The following is a 16,213-nucleotide window of genomic DNA, read 5'->3' as shown; positions in this document are numbered from 1 at the left end:
TCCGGCCTGGCAAAGGCTGACCAGGACTTTTCCGCTGTTCTCGCTGACTCCGGCGGAGTTGGCCGCTAGTCTCCGACGGAGAGTAAACGGGCAAGCGTGTTGCTCGTGGCTCCCCAGGTGTGGGGCGACTAGGTTCCTCACCGGTCCGTATCCGACAGTTCGACATCCGAGGTGACGTAGGCGTGGCTCTTCCGCCCCTTACCCCTGAACAGCGCGCAGCCGCGCTCGAAAAGGCCGCCGCGGCTCGCCGGGAGCGGGCCGAGGTCAAGAATCGACTCAAGCACTCCGGCGCCTCCCTTCACGAGGTCATCAAGCAGGGCCAGGAGAACGACGTCATCGGCAAGATGAAGGTCTCCGCCCTGCTCGAGTCCCTGCCGGGCGTGGGCAAGGTCCGCGCCAAGCAGATCATGGAGCGACTGGGCATCTCCGAGAGCCGCCGCGTGCGCGGTCTCGGTTCCAACCAGATCGCCTCCCTGGAGCGCGAGTTCGGCAGCACTGGCTCCTGAGTCCCGGGCACTCCGGGATTGCTGGAATAATCGCTGCATGACTGAACGTCCGCGGCTGACCGTGCTCTCCGGCCCCTCCGGGGTCGGCAAGAGCACGGTCGTCGCCCATATGCGCAAGGAACACCCCGAGGTCTGGCTCTCGGTGTCGGCGACGACCCGCAAGCCCCGCCCGGGGGAGCAGCACGGAGTCCACTACTTCTTCGTCACCGACGAGGAGATGGACAAGCTGATCGCCAACGGCGAGCTGCTGGAGTGGGCCGAGTTCGCCGGCAACCGCTACGGCACGCCGCGCGCGGCGGTGCTGGAGCACCTGGAGGCGGGTGTGCCCGTGCTCCTGGAGATCGACCTCCAGGGCGCGCGGCAGGTCCGCGATTCCATGGCCGAGGCGCAGCTGGTGTTCCTGGCTCCTCCCTCCTGGGAGGAGCTCGTGCGCAGGCTCACGGGCCGGGGCACGGAGTCGCCCGAGGTCATCGAACGACGACTGGGGGCCGCGAAGACCGAACTGGCCGCCGAGCCCGAGTTCGACACCACCCTGGTCAACACCTCCGTCGAGGACGTGGCCCGCGAGCTGCTAGCCTTGATGAACGTCGTGTGATCGTGAGCAGTCGTTCACCGGTCGCACCGACTGAATCTTTCCCATCCATCGGAAGGTAGAGCGTGTCCTCTTCCATCTCCGCGCCCGAGGGCATCATCAACCCGCCGATCGACGAGCTCCTCGAGGCCACGGACTCGAAGTACAGCCTCGTGATCTACGCGGCCAAGCGGGCCCGCCAGATCAACGCGTACTACTCGCAGCTCGGCGAGGGCCTGCTCGAGTACGTCGGTCCCCTCGTCGACACCCACGTCCACGAGAAGCCGCTCTCGATCGCCCTGCGCGAGATCAACGCGGGACTGCTGACCTCCGAGGCCGTCGAGGGCCCCGGTCAGTAATCGGTCGGTAAGTCGTATCAGCTGATTGCAGCTGACTTTTCCACAGGCCCGGCAGTACGTCTGCCGGGCCTGTGGTGTCTCATGGGGGTGGTTGCACGTTTCCGAGGTCCGGGGAGAGACGGTGGACAAGCCCAAGGTCGTTCTGGGGGTCAGTGGTGGCATCGCCGCGTACAAGGCCTGTGAGCTGCTCAGGCGGCTGACGGAGTCGGGACACGACGTCCGGGTCGTCCCCACCGCCTCCGCGCTGCACTTCGTCGGCGCCGCCACCTGGTCCGCCCTCTCCGGCAACCCGGTCTCCACCGAGGTCTGGGACGACGTCCACGAGGTGCCGCACGTCCGCATCGGACAGGACGCCGACCTGGTGGTCGTCGCCCCCGCCACCGCGGACATGCTGGCCAAGGCGGCCCACGGCCTGGCCGACGACCTCCTCACCAACACCCTCCTCACCGCCCGCTGCCCGGTGGTCTTCGCCCCCGCCATGCACACCGAGATGTGGGAGCACCCGGCCACCCAGGACAACGTGGCGACACTGCGGGCGCGCGGCGCCGTGGTCGTCGAACCGGCCGTCGGCCGGCTCACCGGCGTCGACACCGGCAAGGGCCGGCTGCCCGACCCGGGCGAGATCTTCGAGGTCTGCCGCCGGGTGCTGGCCCGCGGTGTCACCGAACCCGACCTCAAAGACCGACACGTCGTCGTCAGCGCCGGAGGCACCCGCGAGCCCCTCGACCCCGTCCGCTTCCTCGGCAACCGTTCCTCCGGCAAGCAGGGCTACGCCCTCGCCCGCACCGCCGCCGCCCGGGGCGCCCGCGTCACGCTGATCGCGGCCAACACCGCCCTGCCCGACCCGGCGGGCGTGGACGTCGTGCGCGTCGGGACCGCCGTCGAACTGCGCGAGGCGGTGCTCGGAGCGGCCCGGGACGCCGACGCGGTGGTCATGGCCGCGGCCGTCGCGGACTTCCGCCCTGCCGTCTACGCGGCCGGGAAGATCAAGAAGAAGGACGACCAGGAGCCCGAGCCCATCACCCTGGTGCGGAATCCGGACATCCTCGCCGAGATCTCCGGCACTCGGGCACGCGCCGGACAGGTGGTCGTGGGCTTCGCCGCGGAGACCGACGACGTGCTCGCCAACGGCCGCGCCAAACTGAAGCGCAAGGGCTGCGATCTGCTGGTGGTGAACGAGGTGGGGGAGAGCAGGACCTTCGGCTCCGAGGAGAACGAGGCCGTGGTGCTGGGGGCCGACGGCAGCGAGACCCCCGTGGCGCACGGCCCCAAGGAAGCCCTGGCCGAAACCGTGTGGGACCTGGTGGCCGAACGACTTGGATGAGTGATTCATTCGTCCACCAGTTCCCCGAAAGCTCGCCCCTCGGGGCGTGGCGCCACTGGCCAACGCCGCTCGGCATGGGCAGAATGCCCGTGCCGCAGGTCACAGCGCTCTCGCGAGACGAGACGGGGGGACCGGTGGCGAAGCACGACCGATAAACTGTTCCACGGACGGCGTCGGGTGCAGCCCCCGCCGTCCGCCAATGATCAGCCAGCAGCCGCTGCAACCCCAGGGAGCGTTGTGTCCCGTCGTCTGTTCACCTCGGAGTCCGTGACCGAGGGTCACCCCGACAAGATCGCTGACCAGATCAGCGACACCATTCTCGACGCGCTGCTCCGCGAGGACCCGACCTCCCGGGTCGCCGTCGAGACCCTCATCACCACCGGCCTGGTGCACGTGGCCGGCGAGGTCACCACCAAGACGTACGCGGACATCGCGACGCTGGTGCGCAACAAGATCCTGGAGATCGGCTACGACTCCTCGAAGAAGGGCTTCGACGGCGCCTCCTGCGGCGTCTCGGTGTCCATCGGCGCGCAGTCCCCGGACATCGCTCAGGGTGTCGACACCGCGTACGAGTCCCGTGTCGAGGGCGACGACGACGAACTGGACCGGCAGGGCGCCGGCGACCAGGGCCTGATGTTCGGCTACGCGACGGACGAGACGCCGACGCTGATGCCGCTGCCCGTCTTCCTCGCCCACCGGCTGTCCAAGCGCCTCTCCGACGTGCGCAAGAACGGGACCATCCCCTACCTGCGCCCGGACGGCAAGACCCAGGTCACCATCGAGTACGACGGTGACAAGGCGGTCCGTCTGGACACCGTGGTCGTCTCCTCCCAGCACGCCTCCGACATCGACCTGGAGTCGCTGCTCGCCCCCGACATCCGCGAGTTCGTCGTGGAGCCGGAGCTGAAGGCGCTCCTGGACGAGGGCATCAAGCTCGACACCGAGAAGTACCGGCTGCTGGTCAACCCGACCGGCCGCTTCGAGATCGGTGGCCCGATGGGCGACGCCGGCCTGACCGGCCGCAAGATCATCATCGACACCTACGGCGGCATGGCCCGCCACGGCGGCGGAGCCTTCTCCGGCAAGGACCCGTCCAAGGTGGACCGCTCGGCGGCGTACGCGATGCGCTGGGTCGCCAAGAACGTGGTGGCGGCCGGTCTGGCCGCCCGCTGCGAGGTGCAGGTGGCGTACGCCATCGGCAAGGCCGAGCCGGTCGGCCTGTTCGTGGAGACCTTCGGCACCGCCAAGGTCGACACCGAGAAGATCGAGCGGGCCATCGACGAGGTCTTCGACCTCCGCCCGGCCGCGATCATCCGCGACCTGGACCTGCTGCGCCCGATCTACGCCCAGACCGCCGCCTACGGCCACTTCGGCCGTGAGCTGCCCGACTTCACCTGGGAGCGCACCGACCGCGTGGACGCCCTCCGCAAGGCGGCGGGGCTGTAGGCCCGGCCGCCCCACGTCCCACGAGGCCCGGCACCCCCTCCGCGGGGGGCGCCGGGCCTCGGCGCGTCCGCGGGCCGGCCGCCGAAAATCTCCGCGCACACCGCCGAGGAGAGCCCTAGGCTGTGAGCGCGGCGACGCCACGGCCCGGTGCGAAGGGCACGGATACTTCTGGTGAACACCTCGCAGGTTCGAATCCTGCTGCCGGTCCCCGACCGGTATGGCCGAGCGGCCCAAGGCAGAAGCGCCTTCGGGCGTTCGTGATCCGTACCCGGGCAGACCTCGGGCCGGCGTCGCTGTCAGTCGTGTTTGGTAAGAATGCAGGTGTGAGCAGCGAGAACGGACAGCCGGACGGCGGCGCGGAGGGCGCGCCGCCCGAGCAGCTCGCGCTCATCCGGGAGAGCGTGCGCAAGGCCAAGGCGCCCCGGGCCAAACCGCGCACCTGGCGGGGCGCCGCGCTCGCCAGGGAACTGCCCGTCGCCCGGGTCCTCGTCGACAAGGGCGTACTCCACCTCGACCGCTACTTCGACTACGCCGTGCCCGAGGAACTGGACGCCGACGCCCAGCCGGGCGTGCGGGTGCGGGTGCGCTTCGGGGCCGGGCGGCACCGCGTGCGCGAGGGGCGGCGCGAGGGCGGCGGACTGATCGACGGATTCCTCGTCGAGCGGCTCGCCGAGTCCGACTACTCGGGACCTCTGGCGGCACTGGCCCAGGTCGTCTCGCCCGAGCGGGTGCTCAGCGAAGAGCTGCTGGGGCTCGCCCGCGCGGTCGCCGACCGGTACGCGGGCAGCCTCGCCGACGTCCTCCAGCTCGCCGTGCCGCCGCGCAACGCCCGCGCCGAGCAGCGGCCCTCACCGGCCCCGCTGCCCCCGCCCGCGCCGCCCGCACCCGGCTCCTGGGACCGGTACGAACAGGGGCCCGCCTTCCTGACGTCGCTGGCCTCGGGCGGCGCCCCCCGGGCCGTGTGGAACGCGCTGCCCGGGCCGGGCTGGAGCGAGGAACTGGCCCGGGCCGTCGCCGCGACCCTGGCCTCGGGGCGGGGCGCGCTGGTCGTCCTGCCGGACGGACGGTCCGTCGCCCGCGTCGACGAGGCCCTCACCGCGCTGCTGGGGGAGGGGCGGCACGCGGTGCTCACCGCCGACGCCGGCCCCGAGAAGCGGTACGCGCAGTGGCTCGCCGTGCGGCGGGGGTCCGTACGGGCCGTCGTCGGGACGCGGGCGGCGATGTTCGCACCGGTGCGCGACCTCGGACTGGTCGCCGTCTGGGACGACGGCGACGACAGCCACAGCGAGCAGCACGCCCCGCAGCCCCACGCCCGCGAAGTGCTGCTGCTGCGGGCCGCGCAGGACAAGTGCGGCTTCCTGCTGGGCAGCTGGACCTGCACCGTGGAGGCCGCCCAGCTCGTCGAGACCGGCTGGGCCGGACCGCTGGTCGCCGGGAGGGAGCGGGTGCGGGCCGCCGCGCCGCTGGTGCGGACCGTCGGCGACGGGGAGCTGGCCCGCGACGAGGCCGCCCGCGCGGCCCGGCTGCCGAGCCTCGCCTGGCAGGCCGCCAGGGAGGGGCTGCGGCACGGGCCGGTGCTCGTCCAGGTGCCCCGCCGGGGATACGTGCCGCGGATGGCGTGCGCCAACTGCCGGGAACCGGCGCGGTGCCGGCACTGCTCCGGACCGCTCCAGGCACAGGGCGCCGACGACCTGCGGTGCGGCTGGTGCGGGCGCGAGGAGGGCGGATGGCACTGTCCGGAGTGCGGCGGGGTCCGGCTCCGGGCCCAGGTGGTGGGCGCGCGGCGGACCGCCGAGGAACTGGGCCGCGCCTTCCCCGCGGTGCCGGTGCGGACCTCGGGACGCGAACACGTGCTGGACACGGTGCCGGGGACGCCCGCGCTGGTGGTGAGCACCCCGGGCGCGGAACCCGTGGCCGAGGGCGGGTACGCGGCGGCGCTGCTGCTGGACGGATGGGCCATGCTCGGCCGGCCGGATCTGCGGGCCGGGGAGGACGCGTTGCGCCGCTGGATCGGCGCGGCGGCGCTGGTGCGTCCGCAGTCGGCCGGCGGCACGGTGGTGGTGGTCGCCGAGCCGACCCTGCGGCCCGTGCAGGCGCTGGTGCGCTGGGACCCGGTCGGGCACGCGCTGCGGGAACTCGCCGAGCGGGGCGAACTGGCGTTCCCGCCGGTGTCGCGGATGGCGGCGGTGTCGGGGCCGGGGGAGGCGGTGGCCGGGTTCCTCCGCGCGGTGGAGCTGCCCGAGCGGGCGGAGATCCTGGGCCCGGTGCCCCTGCCGGTCACCCCGGCGGGCCGCCCGCGACGGCCCGGCGCACCGCCACCGGGTGAGCACTGGGACCGCGCACTGATCCGGGTGCCCCCCGGCGTCGGCGCGGCGCTGACGGCCGCGCTGAAGTCCGCCCAGGCCGCTCGAATGGCCCGGGGCGGAAGCACCCCCGTGTGGGTCCGCATCGACCCCCCGGACATCGGCTGATCCCGCCGGAACGTCCCCGCCCTCCCGGGGCGGTGCGTCCGGGAGGGCGGGAAGGGTGGGGCTCAGCTGTTGCGGGGGGCGGGAAAGGCGGTCGGGCGTGGCTCGTCGCGGAGGGACGGGCTGCCGGCCGTGGGCTGGGTCGGCATGGAACGGGCCGCGGGGACGGTCGGCACCGTGGAGACGCCGGCGCCGACATTGACCGTACGGGTGCCCGCCGCCTCCGCGGCGGCCTCGGTGGCCGCCGGTGCCTGGGCGGCACGGCGGGCGCCGTAGCGGCGGTGCACCGCCTGCTTGGTGACTCCGAGCGCGGAGCCCACCGCGTCCCAGGAGAAGCCGAGTGAGCGGTCGAAGTCCACGGCCGCCGTCACCAGGGTCTCGACGCTGTCCCGCAGCTCCTGGGCGAGACGGACCGTCGGGGCGGGGGCGCGTCCGTAGACGACGAAGCCCGTGGAGGGGCCGGAGCGGCGCGGGCGGTAGACGTTGCCCAGCTGGGCGGTGAGCGTGCGCAGCGCGTCCACCTGCCGGCGGACCCGCTCGATGTCCCGCACCAGCAGGTGCAGGCTGGCCCGAGCCTGGGCGTCGTGGGTTGCGTGGTCGGCCATGAACAAGCCTCTCGAACCGGCGTTGAAAGGGATGAGCCCGTGTCGGGGGCCCGTGGTCAACTCTTTCTTGACCAACGCGGGAGCGCTCCGCGGGTCACGGGGTGGGGGCGTGGGGGCATATGCCCACGCCCCTGTGGGAGGTTTGCGCCTCGGCCTTCGGCCGAGGTTTCTCCCCGCCCGCGCACCGCCCGTTTCCAGTGGGTCGAGAGGTGGACGTTTCCCGTGGGGGGGTGTTCGCCGCCGGCGGCTCGCCCTGCGTGGGTGCGTGCGACGCCGCCTCATAGACTGGTGCGCTGCCCGTGTCCGTCCCCGCCCGAGAGGCCCCCAGCACCCCATGAAGCTCGTCTTCGCCGGTACCCCCGAGGTCGCCGTTCCCGCACTGGACGCTCTTCTCGCCTCCGGGCGGCACGAGGTGGCCGCCGTCGTCACCCGCCCCGACGCGCCCGCCGGACGCGGGCGCAGGCTCGTCGCCTCCCCCGTCGCCGAGCGGGCGGAGGAAGCCGGGATCGAGGTGCTGAAGCCGGCCAGGCCCAGGGACCCCGAGTTCCTGGAGCGGCTCGAGCGGATCGCCCCGGACTGCTGCCCCGTCGTCGCCTACGGAGCCCTGCTGCCCAGGGCCGCCCTCGACATCCCCGCCCGGGGCTGGGTCAACCTGCACTTCTCACTGCTGCCCGCCTGGCGCGGCGCCGCGCCCGTGCAGCACGCCATCATGGCCGGCGACGAGATCACCGGCGCCGCCACCTTCCTGATCGAGGAGGGCCTGGACTCCGGGCCCGTCTACGGCACCGTCACCGAGGCGATCCGCCCGACCGACACCAGCGGCGACCTGCTCACCCGGCTCGCCTTCGCCGGCGCGGGGCTGCTCGCCGCCACCATGGACGGCATCGAGGACGGCACCCTGAAGGCCGTACCGCAGCCCGCCGACGGCATCAGCCTCGCCCCCAAGGTCACCGTCGAGGACGCCCACGTCGACTGGAACACCCCGGCGCTGCGCGTCGACCGGGTGGTGCGCGGCTGCACCCCCGCTCCCGGCGCCTGGACCACCTTCCGCGGCGAGCGGCTCAAGATCGTGCAGGCCGCTCCCGTACCGGAGCTGACCGATCTCGCGCCCGGGCAGCTGTCCGCCGGCAAGAACAACGTGTACGTGGGCACCGGGTCGTACGCCGTGGAGCTGCTGTGGGTGCAGGCCCAGGGCAAGAAGCCGATGCGGGCGGCGGACTGGGCGCGCGGGGTGCGCATCGCCGCAGGGGAGAGCGTCGGCGGCTGACGCCACCGGGACCCGCACGACGTAGGCTGGAGCGCGCACCTCACCTCACATCCGGAGCACATTTTTCGTGAGCGACCAGCCCCGTCGGCCCCGCAGGCCCGCCAAGCCCTACCGTCGGCCCAAGAAGGACCCCGTCCGCATCCTCGCCTTCGAGGCCCTGCGGGCCGTCGACGAGCGGGACGCGTACGCCAACCTCGTCCTGCCCCCGCTGCTGCGCAAGGCGCGCGAGAAGGGCGACTTCGACGCGAGAGACGCGGCGTTGGCGACCGAGCTGGTGTACGGCACGCTGCGCCGGCAGGGCACGTACGACGCGGTCGTCGCGGCCTGCGTCGACCGGCCGCTGCGCGAGGTGGACCCGCCCGTGCTGGACGTCCTCGGCCTCGGCGCGCACCAGCTGCTCGGGACGCGGATCCCGACGCACGCCGCCGTGTCCGCCACCGTCGAGCTGGCCCGGGTGGTGCTCGGCGACGGACGCGCCAAGTTCGTCAACGCCGTGCTGCGGAAGATCGCCCAGGACGACCTCGACGGCTGGCTGGAGCGGGTCGCGCCGCCCTACGACGAGGACCCCGAGGACCATCTCGCCGTCGTGCACTCGCACCCCCGCTGGGTGGTGTCCGCGCTGTGGGACTCCCTCGGCGGCGGACGCGCCGGCATCGAGGAGCTGCTGCGCGCCGACAACGAGCGGCCCGAGGTGACCCTGGTCGCCCGTCCCGGCCGGGCCACGCCCGCCGAACTGCTCGACGAGGAGGCCGCCGTACCCGGCCGCTGGTCGCCGTACGCGGTGCGGCTGACCGAGGGCGGGGAGCCGGGCGCCATCACGGCGGTCGCGGAGGGCCGGGCCGGGGTGCAGGACGAGGGCAGCCAGCTCGTCGCGCTCGCGCTCGCCAACGCGCCCGTCGAGGGCCGCGACCGGATGTGGCTGGACGGATGCGCCGGACCGGGCGGGAAGGCCGCGCTGCTCGGGGCGCTCGCCGCCGAGCGGGGCGCCGTACTGCTCGCCTCCGAGAAGCAGCCGCACCGGGCCGGGCTGGTGGCGAAGGCGCTGCACGGCAACCCCGGGCCCTATCAGGTCGTCGCCGCCGACGGGACGCGTCCGCCGTGGCGGCCCGGCAGCTTCGACCGGGTGCTGGTCGACGTGCCGTGCACGGGCCTGGGCGCGCTGCGCCGGCGGCCCGAGGCGCGCTGGCGGCGCCGGCCGGAGGACCTGGACGGTTTCGCCCCGCTCCAGCGCGGGCTGCTGCGTACCGCCCTGGAGTCCGTGCGGGCCGGCGGTGTCGTCGGCTACGCCACCTGCTCGCCGCACCTCGCGGAGACCCGGTCCGTCGTCGCCGACCTGCTCAAGCAGTTCCCGGACGCCGAGCTGATCGACGCCCGGCCGCTGCTGCCCGGTGTGCCTGACCTCGGCGAGGGCCCCGACGTCCAGCTGTGGCCGCATCTGCACGGGACCGACGCGATGTATCTGGCGCTCATCCGCCGGACCGGCTGACCGTCTCCTCGGGCTCCCGCACCGCGCCGGCGTCCTCGCGGGACAGCCGGTGCGGCCACCACACCTTCGGTCCCACGTCCAGGAACAGCGCCGTGACCAGCACCGACCGCACGACGAAGGTGTCGAGGAGCACGCCCAGGGCCACCGCGAAGCCGATCTCGGCGAACGCGACCATGGGGAGCGTGCCGAGCGCGGCGAAGGTGCCGGCGAGGACCAGTCCCGCCGAGGTGATCACGGCACCCGTGGCGGCGAGACCGGTCACCACGCCCGGCCGGGTGCCCTGGCGGGCGGCCTCCTCGCGGACGCGGGTGGTCAGGAAGATGTTGTAGTCGATGCCGAGGGCCACCAGGAAGACGAAGACGAACAGCGGGAAGTCGGTCGACTCGCCCGCGTAGTCGAAGACGTGCCGGAAGGCCAGGGCACTGAGGCCGAGCGCCGCCGCGAACGACAGGATCACCGTCGCGATCAGCAGCAGCGGGGCGATCAGGGCCCGCAGCAGCACACAGAGGATCAGCAGCACCACGACCAGCACCAGCGGGATGATCAGCACATTGTCGTGCGTGGTCGCCTCGTCCATGTCCAGCAGGGCCGCCGTACCACCGCCCACCCGGGCGTCGGCGTCCGGGACCGCGTGCACGGCGTCCCGGACCCGCTCCACGGTCTGTTTCGCCGCGTCGCTGTCCGCCGGGGCGGTCATGGTGGCCTCGAACAGCACCGTGCCCTCGAAGGAGGGCTTCGTGCCCGGTGGCAGCCCGAGGGACTCCGGGACGACCCCCTCCGTACCGGCGACCGCCCGGCCCACCTGCTCGGCCTGCGCCTGGTTGGCGACCACGACGAGCGGATCGCCGCTGCCCGCGGGGAAGTACCGCGCGGAGACCTCCTGTCCGGTGATCGAGTCGGGCTTCCCGGTGAACGCGTCCGCGTTGCCGATGCCCTCCGCGCGGAGCTGGATCAGGCCCAGCGAGCAGACCGCCAGCACCGCGGCCGTCACGCCCCACACCATGCGGGGACGGCGGGCGATACGGCGGCCCGTGCGGGCCCACACGCCCCGCTCGGTGGGGTCGGGGGCGCCGTGGTGCGGGATCACCGGCCAGAAGATCCACCGGCCGCAGATGACCAGCAGCGCGGGGAACAGCGTCAGCATGGCCAGCAGGGCGACCGCGACACCGATCGCGGCGACCGGGCCGAGGCCCCGGGTGGAGTTCATCTCGGCGGTCAGCAGCACCAGCATGCTGAGCACCACGGTCGCGCCGGAGGCCAGCACGGCGGGGCCCGCGCGGTGCAGGGCCAGCGCCATCGCCTCGTGCCGGTCCTCGTGCCGGCGCAGCTCCTCCCGGTAGCGGGCGACCAGCAGCAGCGCGTAGTCCGTGCCCGCGCCGAAGACCAGCACCGTGAGGATGCCGGCGCTCTGCCCGTTGACCGTCAGGCCCGCGTACTCGGCCAGGAAGTAGATCAGTGCCTGCGCCGTGAACAGCGCGCAGATCACCGAGAGCAGCGGCACCAGCAGCAGGGTGGGGCTGCGGTAGGTGACCAGCAGCATCACGATCACGACGCCCATCGCCGCGAACAGCAGCGTGGAGTCGATGCCCTCGAACGCCTCGGCGAAGTCGGCCGACGTGCCGCCCGGGCCCGTGATGTGCACGGCGAGTCCCTCGCCGCTCTCCCCGACGTCGTCCCGGATCGAGTCGACCGCGGGTCCGATCCGTTCCCAGCCCTGCGCGTCCATCGTGATCGGCACGAAGACCTGCGCGGCCCGCGGGTCGGTCTCCCGGTCGAACACCGGACCGCGGGCCTCGTCGCCCCTGATGCCGTGGTCGCTCAACTGCCCGAGCTGCTCCACGTCCTCGGCGATCCGCTCCCGGTCGGCGGCCGTCAGACCGCCGTCCCGCGCGTAGACCACGATCGCGGGGATCTGCTCGGGCCGGAAGTCCTCGGAGATCTCCAGCACCTGCGTGGACTCCGCCGACCCCGGCAGCCACGAGGCCGCGTCATTGTCCTGCGCATCGGTCAGCTTCTGCGCGAACGGCGCCGTCACGAACAGCACCACCACCCACAGAACCAACACCAGCCACTTCGAACGCCGCCCGCAGACCAACTGTGCAATCCCACGGCTAGCCGTCATACCCACCTCCGCAGCAGCACCGGCAAGGGGCGCGGGGAACTGCGCGACCAGCCACACTCAACCCGCAGCCGAACCGAACCGCCAGCCCTCCGGGGCCCCCACCGTCCAAGCACAGGACAGCGCATACGCTTGGGGCATGGCCCCGCAGATCAGCCCCAGCATCCTCTCCGCCGACTTCGCCCGCCTCGCCGACGAGGCAAAGGCGGTGGCCGGCGCCGACTGGCTTCACGTCGACGTCATGGACAACCATTTCGTCCCGAACCTCACGCTCGGCGTGCCGGTCGTAGAGTCGCTCGCCCGTGCGACGGACACCCCGCTGGACTGTCATCTGATGATCGAGGCCCCCGATCGGTGGGCGCCCCAGTACGTGGAGGCGGGGGCCGGTTCGGTCACCTTCCATGTCGAGGCGGCCACCGCGCCCGTGCGGCTCGCCCGGGAGATCCGCGCCAAGGGCGCCCGTGCCTCCATGGCGCTCCGCCCGGCCACCCCCATCGAGCCGTACGAAGACCTGCTCCCCGAACTCGACATGCTGCTGATCATGACGGTCGAGCCGGGATTCGGGGGTCAGGCCTTCCTCGACATCATGCTTCCGAAGATTCGCCGTACCCGCGAGTTGATCAGCAAGCACGGTCTGGAGCTCTGGCTCCAGGTCGACGGCGGGGTCTCGGCGTCCACCATCGAGCGGTGCGCCGACGCCGGCGCCGATGTCTTCGTCGCGGGTTCCGCCGTGTACGGGGCGGAGGATCCGGCCGAGGCGGTACGTGCATTGCGCAACCAGGCCGAGGCCGCCACGGCCAAGGCGTCGTGGGCGTGCGACCACTGAGCGTCAGGAACATGAACGGCACCCAGCAGGGCTGATCGACCGCGCCGGATCTGCAAGGATGAACGGCGAATCCAGAGTGTGAACAGCAGTGAGGAGATCGCCGTGTCGGGTATGTCGGCGGGCCGGTCAGCCATGCGGATGGGACCCGCTGAGCTGGTGCAGGCGGCGGCCATGGCCCGCCGCTTCTACCTCGAGGGCAAATCCAAGATCCAGATCGCCGAGGAGTTCGGCGTCAGCCGCTTCAAGGTGGCCCGGGTCCTGGAGACCGCCCTCGAACGGGATCTCGTACGGATCGAGATCCGCGTGCCGGCCGAGCTGGACGCAGAGCGCTCCGACGCGCTCCGCGCCCGGTACGGCCTCAGGCACGCCGTCGTGGTCGAGTCCCCGGCCGAGGCCGAGGAGACACCCGACCCCGAGAACCTGGGAGAGGTGGCCGCCGACCTGCTCGGCGAGCTGGTCAACGAAGGGGATGTGCTGGGTCTGGCCTGGGGCCGCTCCACCATCCACATGGCGGCGGCCCTGGACCGGCTGCCGCCCTGCACGGTCGTGCAGTTGACGGGCGTGTACGACGCCGGGACCGCCGAGCGCGGCTCGGTGGAGGCCGTGCGGCGCGCCGCGCAGGTGTCGGGCGGCGACGCCCACCCCATCTACGCCCCGATGCTGTTGCCGGACGCGGCCACCGCCCAGGCGCTGCGCCACCAGACGGGCATCGCGCGGGCCTTCGAGTACTTCGACAAGGTCACGGTCGCCTGTGTCTCCATCGGTTCCTGGGAGCCGGGCATCTCCACGGTGCACGACATGCTCAGCGACGAGGAGCGGGCGCACTACGCCTCCCTCGGTGTCGCCGCGGAGATGTCCGCGCACCTCTTCGACGCCGAGGGACGCCGGGTCGGCCGGGACCTGGGGGAGCGCTGCATCACGGTCAAGACCGACCAGCTGCGCCGGGTCCCCGAGGTCGTGGCGATCGCGGGCGGACAGCGCAAGGGACCCGCGATCGACGCCGTACTGCGCTCCGGTCTTGTCACCAGCCTGGTGACGGACACGTCGGCCGCGGACTACCTGATGACGGCGGGCCCGGCGCCGAGGTCCGCCCTCAACCGCGCGGACCCGGATGGCCCCTGACGGCGGGTGAGGCGGGGGCGGGCCTGGCAGCATCGGCCGCATGGTGCTGAGACGGGCCCTGCTCCCGCGTCTCCTGGCCTGCCTGCTCGTCCTGGTGCGCCGGGGCGGGCGGGACGGTGAGACCTACTGCACCGACGACCACCACGCATCGTTCACGGCGGTACCGCAATGACGTACGAACCGACGGACCGGCTCGTGGTCGCGCTGGACCTCGACGGGGTCACCGACAAGGCGGGACTGATGGACCGCTGCGCCCGGGCGCTGGCCCTGCCCGACTGGTTCGGCCGCAACTGGGACGCCCTCGTGGACTCCCTCTCCGACCACACCGTCTGGCCCGAGGGCGCCGTGGAACGGGGACTGCTGATCGTCGTACGCGGCTGGCGGGCCTACGCGTCGGCGAGCCCCGCCGAGTGGGCGACCGCCCAGGACGTGTTCGCCGAGGCCGCCGACCGGACGCCGTCGCTCACCGTGGCACTCGCCCTCGGAGGATCCTCCGAACAGGGCCCTGACCAGCCTGGATGATGCGACTGGAGATGGCGTTCCGGTCGACATGGGACAATGAAGTACGTGCTCTTCCCCCTGGCTGACCTGTCCGGGGGCCACCTCTGATCGACTGGGATGTGCAGCACGTGCGTTTCCTCAACGACATCCAGCCCGCGTACGACCTGACGTACGACGACGTCTTCATGGTGCCGAGCCGCTCCGCGGTCGGCTCGCGTCAGGGCGTGGACCTCAGCTCCCCGGACGGCACGGGCACCACCATCCCGCTCGTCGTCGCCAACATGACCGCCATAGCCGGCCGCCGCATGGCCGAGACGGTGGCCCGGCGCGGCGGGCTCGTGGTCATCCCGCAGGACATACCCATCGAGGTCGTCACCGAGGTCGTCTCCTGGGTGAAGGGCCGCCACCACGTCCTGGACACCCCGATCGTGCTGGCCCCGCACCAGACCGTCGCCGACGCGCTCGCCCTGCTGCCCAAGCGCGCGCACAACGCGGGCGTCGTCGTCGACGACGAGCACAGGCCGATCGGCGTGGTCACCGACACCGACCTGTCCGGCGTGGACCGCTTCACCCAGCTCGAAGAGGTCATGTCCAAGGACCTGCTCCTCATCGACGCCGACATGGACCCGCGCGAGGCGTTCCACCACCTCGACGGCGCCAACCGGCGCTACGCGCCCGCCGTGGACCAGGACGGCCGCCTCGCCGGCATCCTGACCCGCAAGGGCGCCCTGCGCGCCACCCTGTACACGCCGGCCACCGACGCCGACGGCAGGCTGCGCATCGCCGCCGCCGTCGGCATCAACGGCGATGTCGCCGGCAAGGCCCGGCAGCTGCTGGACGCGGGCGTCGACACCCTCGTCATCGACACGGCGCACGGACACCAGGAGTCGATGATCAGCGCGCTGAAGCTGGTCCGCGACCTGGACCCGCAGGTTCCGATCGTCGCGGGCAACGTCGTCGCCGCCGCCGGCGTCCGCGATCTGATCGAGGCCGGCGCGGACATCGTCAAGGTCGGCGTGGGCCCCGGCGCCATGTGCACCACCCGCATGATGACCGGCGTCGGCCGGCCGCAGTTCTCCGCCGTCCTGGAGTGCGCGGCCGAGGCGAGGAAGTACGGCAAGCACGTGTGGGCCGACGGCGGTGTCCGCCACCCGCGCGACGTGGCGATGGCGCTCGCGGCCGGCGCGTCCAACGTGATGATCGGCTCCTGGTTCTCCGGGACCCACGAGTCCCCCGGCGACCTCCAGCACGACGCGAACGGCCGCCCCTACAAGGAGTCCTTCGGCATGGCCTCCGCGCGTGCCGTGCGCAACCGCACCTCCGAGGAGTCGGCGTACGACCGCGCCCGCAAGGGGCTGTTCGAGGAGGGCATCTCCACCTCCCGCATGTTCCTCGACCCGGCCCGCCCCGGCGTCGAGGACCTGATCGACTCGATCATCGCGGGCGTCCGCTCCTCCTGCACCTACGCCGGTGCCGGCTCGCTGGAGGAGTTCGCCGAGAAGGCCATCGTCGGCATCCAGAGCGCCGCCGGCTACGCCGAGGGCAAGCCCCTGCACGCCAGCTGGAGCTGACGGCCCCCTAACGGGTCGGGGCGGGTGTGCGACGGCCCACAC

15 protein-coding genes are annotated in these 16,213 nt (G+C 72.7%); 13 read left to right on the top strand and 2 right to left on the bottom strand.

Annotated features, from left to right (window positions below; all coding sequences use genetic code 11):
* The first annotated feature begins 182 nt into the window (after positions 1-182).
* The 6 genes from ACZ470_RS29710 to ACZ470_RS29685 all read left to right on the top strand — a co-directional run bounded on the left by ACZ470_RS29710 (position 183) and on the right by ACZ470_RS29685 (position 6,677).
* Positions 183-506, top strand: a complete 324-nt coding sequence (locus ACZ470_RS29710; RefSeq protein ID WP_003977346.1) for an integration host factor — start codon at positions 183-185, stop codon at positions 504-506.
* A 37-nt stretch (positions 507-543) separates the two neighbouring features.
* Complete coding sequence (gene gmk, locus ACZ470_RS29705) at positions 544-1,101, top strand: guanylate kinase (RefSeq protein ID WP_468432162.1); 558 nt, start codon at positions 544-546, stop codon at positions 1,099-1,101.
* 62 nt (positions 1,102-1,163) lie between these two features.
* The gene (gene rpoZ, locus ACZ470_RS29700) at positions 1,164-1,436 is read left to right on the top strand and encodes a DNA-directed RNA polymerase subunit omega (RefSeq protein ID WP_004933985.1); all 273 of its coding nucleotides are present in this window, start codon (positions 1,164-1,166) and stop codon (positions 1,434-1,436) included.
* A 121-nt stretch (positions 1,437-1,557) separates the two neighbouring features.
* A complete protein-coding gene (gene coaBC, locus ACZ470_RS29695; protein ID WP_468432161.1) occupies positions 1,558-2,760 on the top strand; it encodes a bifunctional phosphopantothenoylcysteine decarboxylase/phosphopantothenate--cysteine ligase CoaBC in 1,203 nt (400 codons plus the stop codon).
* A 237-nt stretch (positions 2,761-2,997) separates the two neighbouring features.
* A complete protein-coding gene (metK, locus tag ACZ470_RS29690; protein WP_468432159.1) occupies positions 2,998-4,206 on the top strand; it encodes a methionine adenosyltransferase in 1,209 nt (402 codons plus the stop codon).
* Between the two features lie 323 nt (positions 4,207-4,529).
* A complete protein-coding gene (locus ACZ470_RS29685) occupies positions 4,530-6,677 on the top strand; it encodes a primosomal protein N' (RefSeq protein ID WP_468432158.1) in 2,148 nt (715 codons plus the stop codon).
* 62 nt (positions 6,678-6,739) lie between these two features.
* Here ACZ470_RS29685 and ACZ470_RS29680 read toward each other — a convergent pair whose 3' ends face one another.
* Positions 6,740-7,279 carry a hypothetical protein gene (locus ACZ470_RS29680; protein WP_468432157.1) on the bottom strand — a complete coding sequence of 180 codons (540 nt, stop codon included), beginning with the start codon at positions 7,277-7,279 and terminating at the stop codon, positions 6,740-6,742.
* Between the two features lie 334 nt (positions 7,280-7,613).
* On the opposite strand from ACZ470_RS29680, the gene fmt reads away from it, so the two are divergent.
* Positions 7,614-8,546, top strand: coding sequence for a methionyl-tRNA formyltransferase (gene fmt, locus ACZ470_RS29675; RefSeq protein WP_468432156.1), 933 nt, complete (start codon positions 7,614-7,616; stop codon positions 8,544-8,546).
* A 67-nt stretch (positions 8,547-8,613) separates the two neighbouring features.
* Entirely contained in the window at positions 8,614-10,032 is a 1,419-nt protein-coding gene (locus ACZ470_RS29670; protein ID WP_468432155.1) for an RsmB/NOP family class I SAM-dependent RNA methyltransferase, read from the top strand.
* Here ACZ470_RS29670 and ACZ470_RS29665 read toward each other — a convergent pair.
* Positions 10,013-12,154: an MMPL family transporter gene (locus ACZ470_RS29665; RefSeq protein ID WP_468432153.1), complete on the bottom strand. Its 2,142-nt coding sequence runs from the start codon at positions 12,152-12,154 to the stop codon at positions 10,013-10,015. The two genes, ACZ470_RS29670 and ACZ470_RS29665, sit on opposite strands and share 20 nt — an antisense overlap.
* Positions 12,155-12,290: 136 nt before the next feature.
* On the opposite strand from ACZ470_RS29665, the gene rpe reads away from it, so the two are divergent.
* The 5 genes from rpe (at position 12,291) to ACZ470_RS29640 (ending at position 16,171) form a co-directional block, all read left to right on the top strand.
* Positions 12,291-12,977 (top strand): ribulose-phosphate 3-epimerase, encoded by a 687-nt coding sequence (gene rpe, locus ACZ470_RS29660; protein WP_468432151.1) that lies wholly within the window; start codon positions 12,291-12,293, stop codon positions 12,975-12,977.
* A 78-nt stretch (positions 12,978-13,055) separates the two neighbouring features.
* Entirely contained in the window at positions 13,056-14,099 is a 1,044-nt protein-coding gene (locus ACZ470_RS29655; RefSeq protein ID WP_468432149.1) for a sugar-binding transcriptional regulator, read from the top strand.
* Between the two features lie 40 nt (positions 14,100-14,139).
* Positions 14,140-14,271: a hypothetical protein gene (locus ACZ470_RS29650; RefSeq protein ID WP_468432147.1), complete on the top strand. Its 132-nt coding sequence runs from the start codon at positions 14,140-14,142 to the stop codon at positions 14,269-14,271.
* On the top strand, positions 14,268-14,621 hold the full coding sequence (locus ACZ470_RS29645; RefSeq protein ID WP_468432146.1) for a barstar family protein: 354 nt from the start codon (positions 14,268-14,270) through the stop codon (positions 14,619-14,621). The genes ACZ470_RS29650 and ACZ470_RS29645 overlap by 4 nt, the downstream gene beginning before the upstream one ends.
* A gap of 107 nt (positions 14,622-14,728) precedes the next feature.
* The gene (locus ACZ470_RS29640; RefSeq protein WP_468432375.1) at positions 14,729-16,171 is read left to right on the top strand and encodes a GuaB1 family IMP dehydrogenase-related protein; all 1,443 of its coding nucleotides are present in this window, start codon (positions 14,729-14,731) and stop codon (positions 16,169-16,171) included.
* Positions 16,172-16,213: the final 42 nt, after the last annotated feature.

Source organism: Streptomyces sp. NPDC031111 (assembly GCF_055570675.1).
This window is presented reverse-complemented; position numbering and strand designations above follow the sequence as displayed.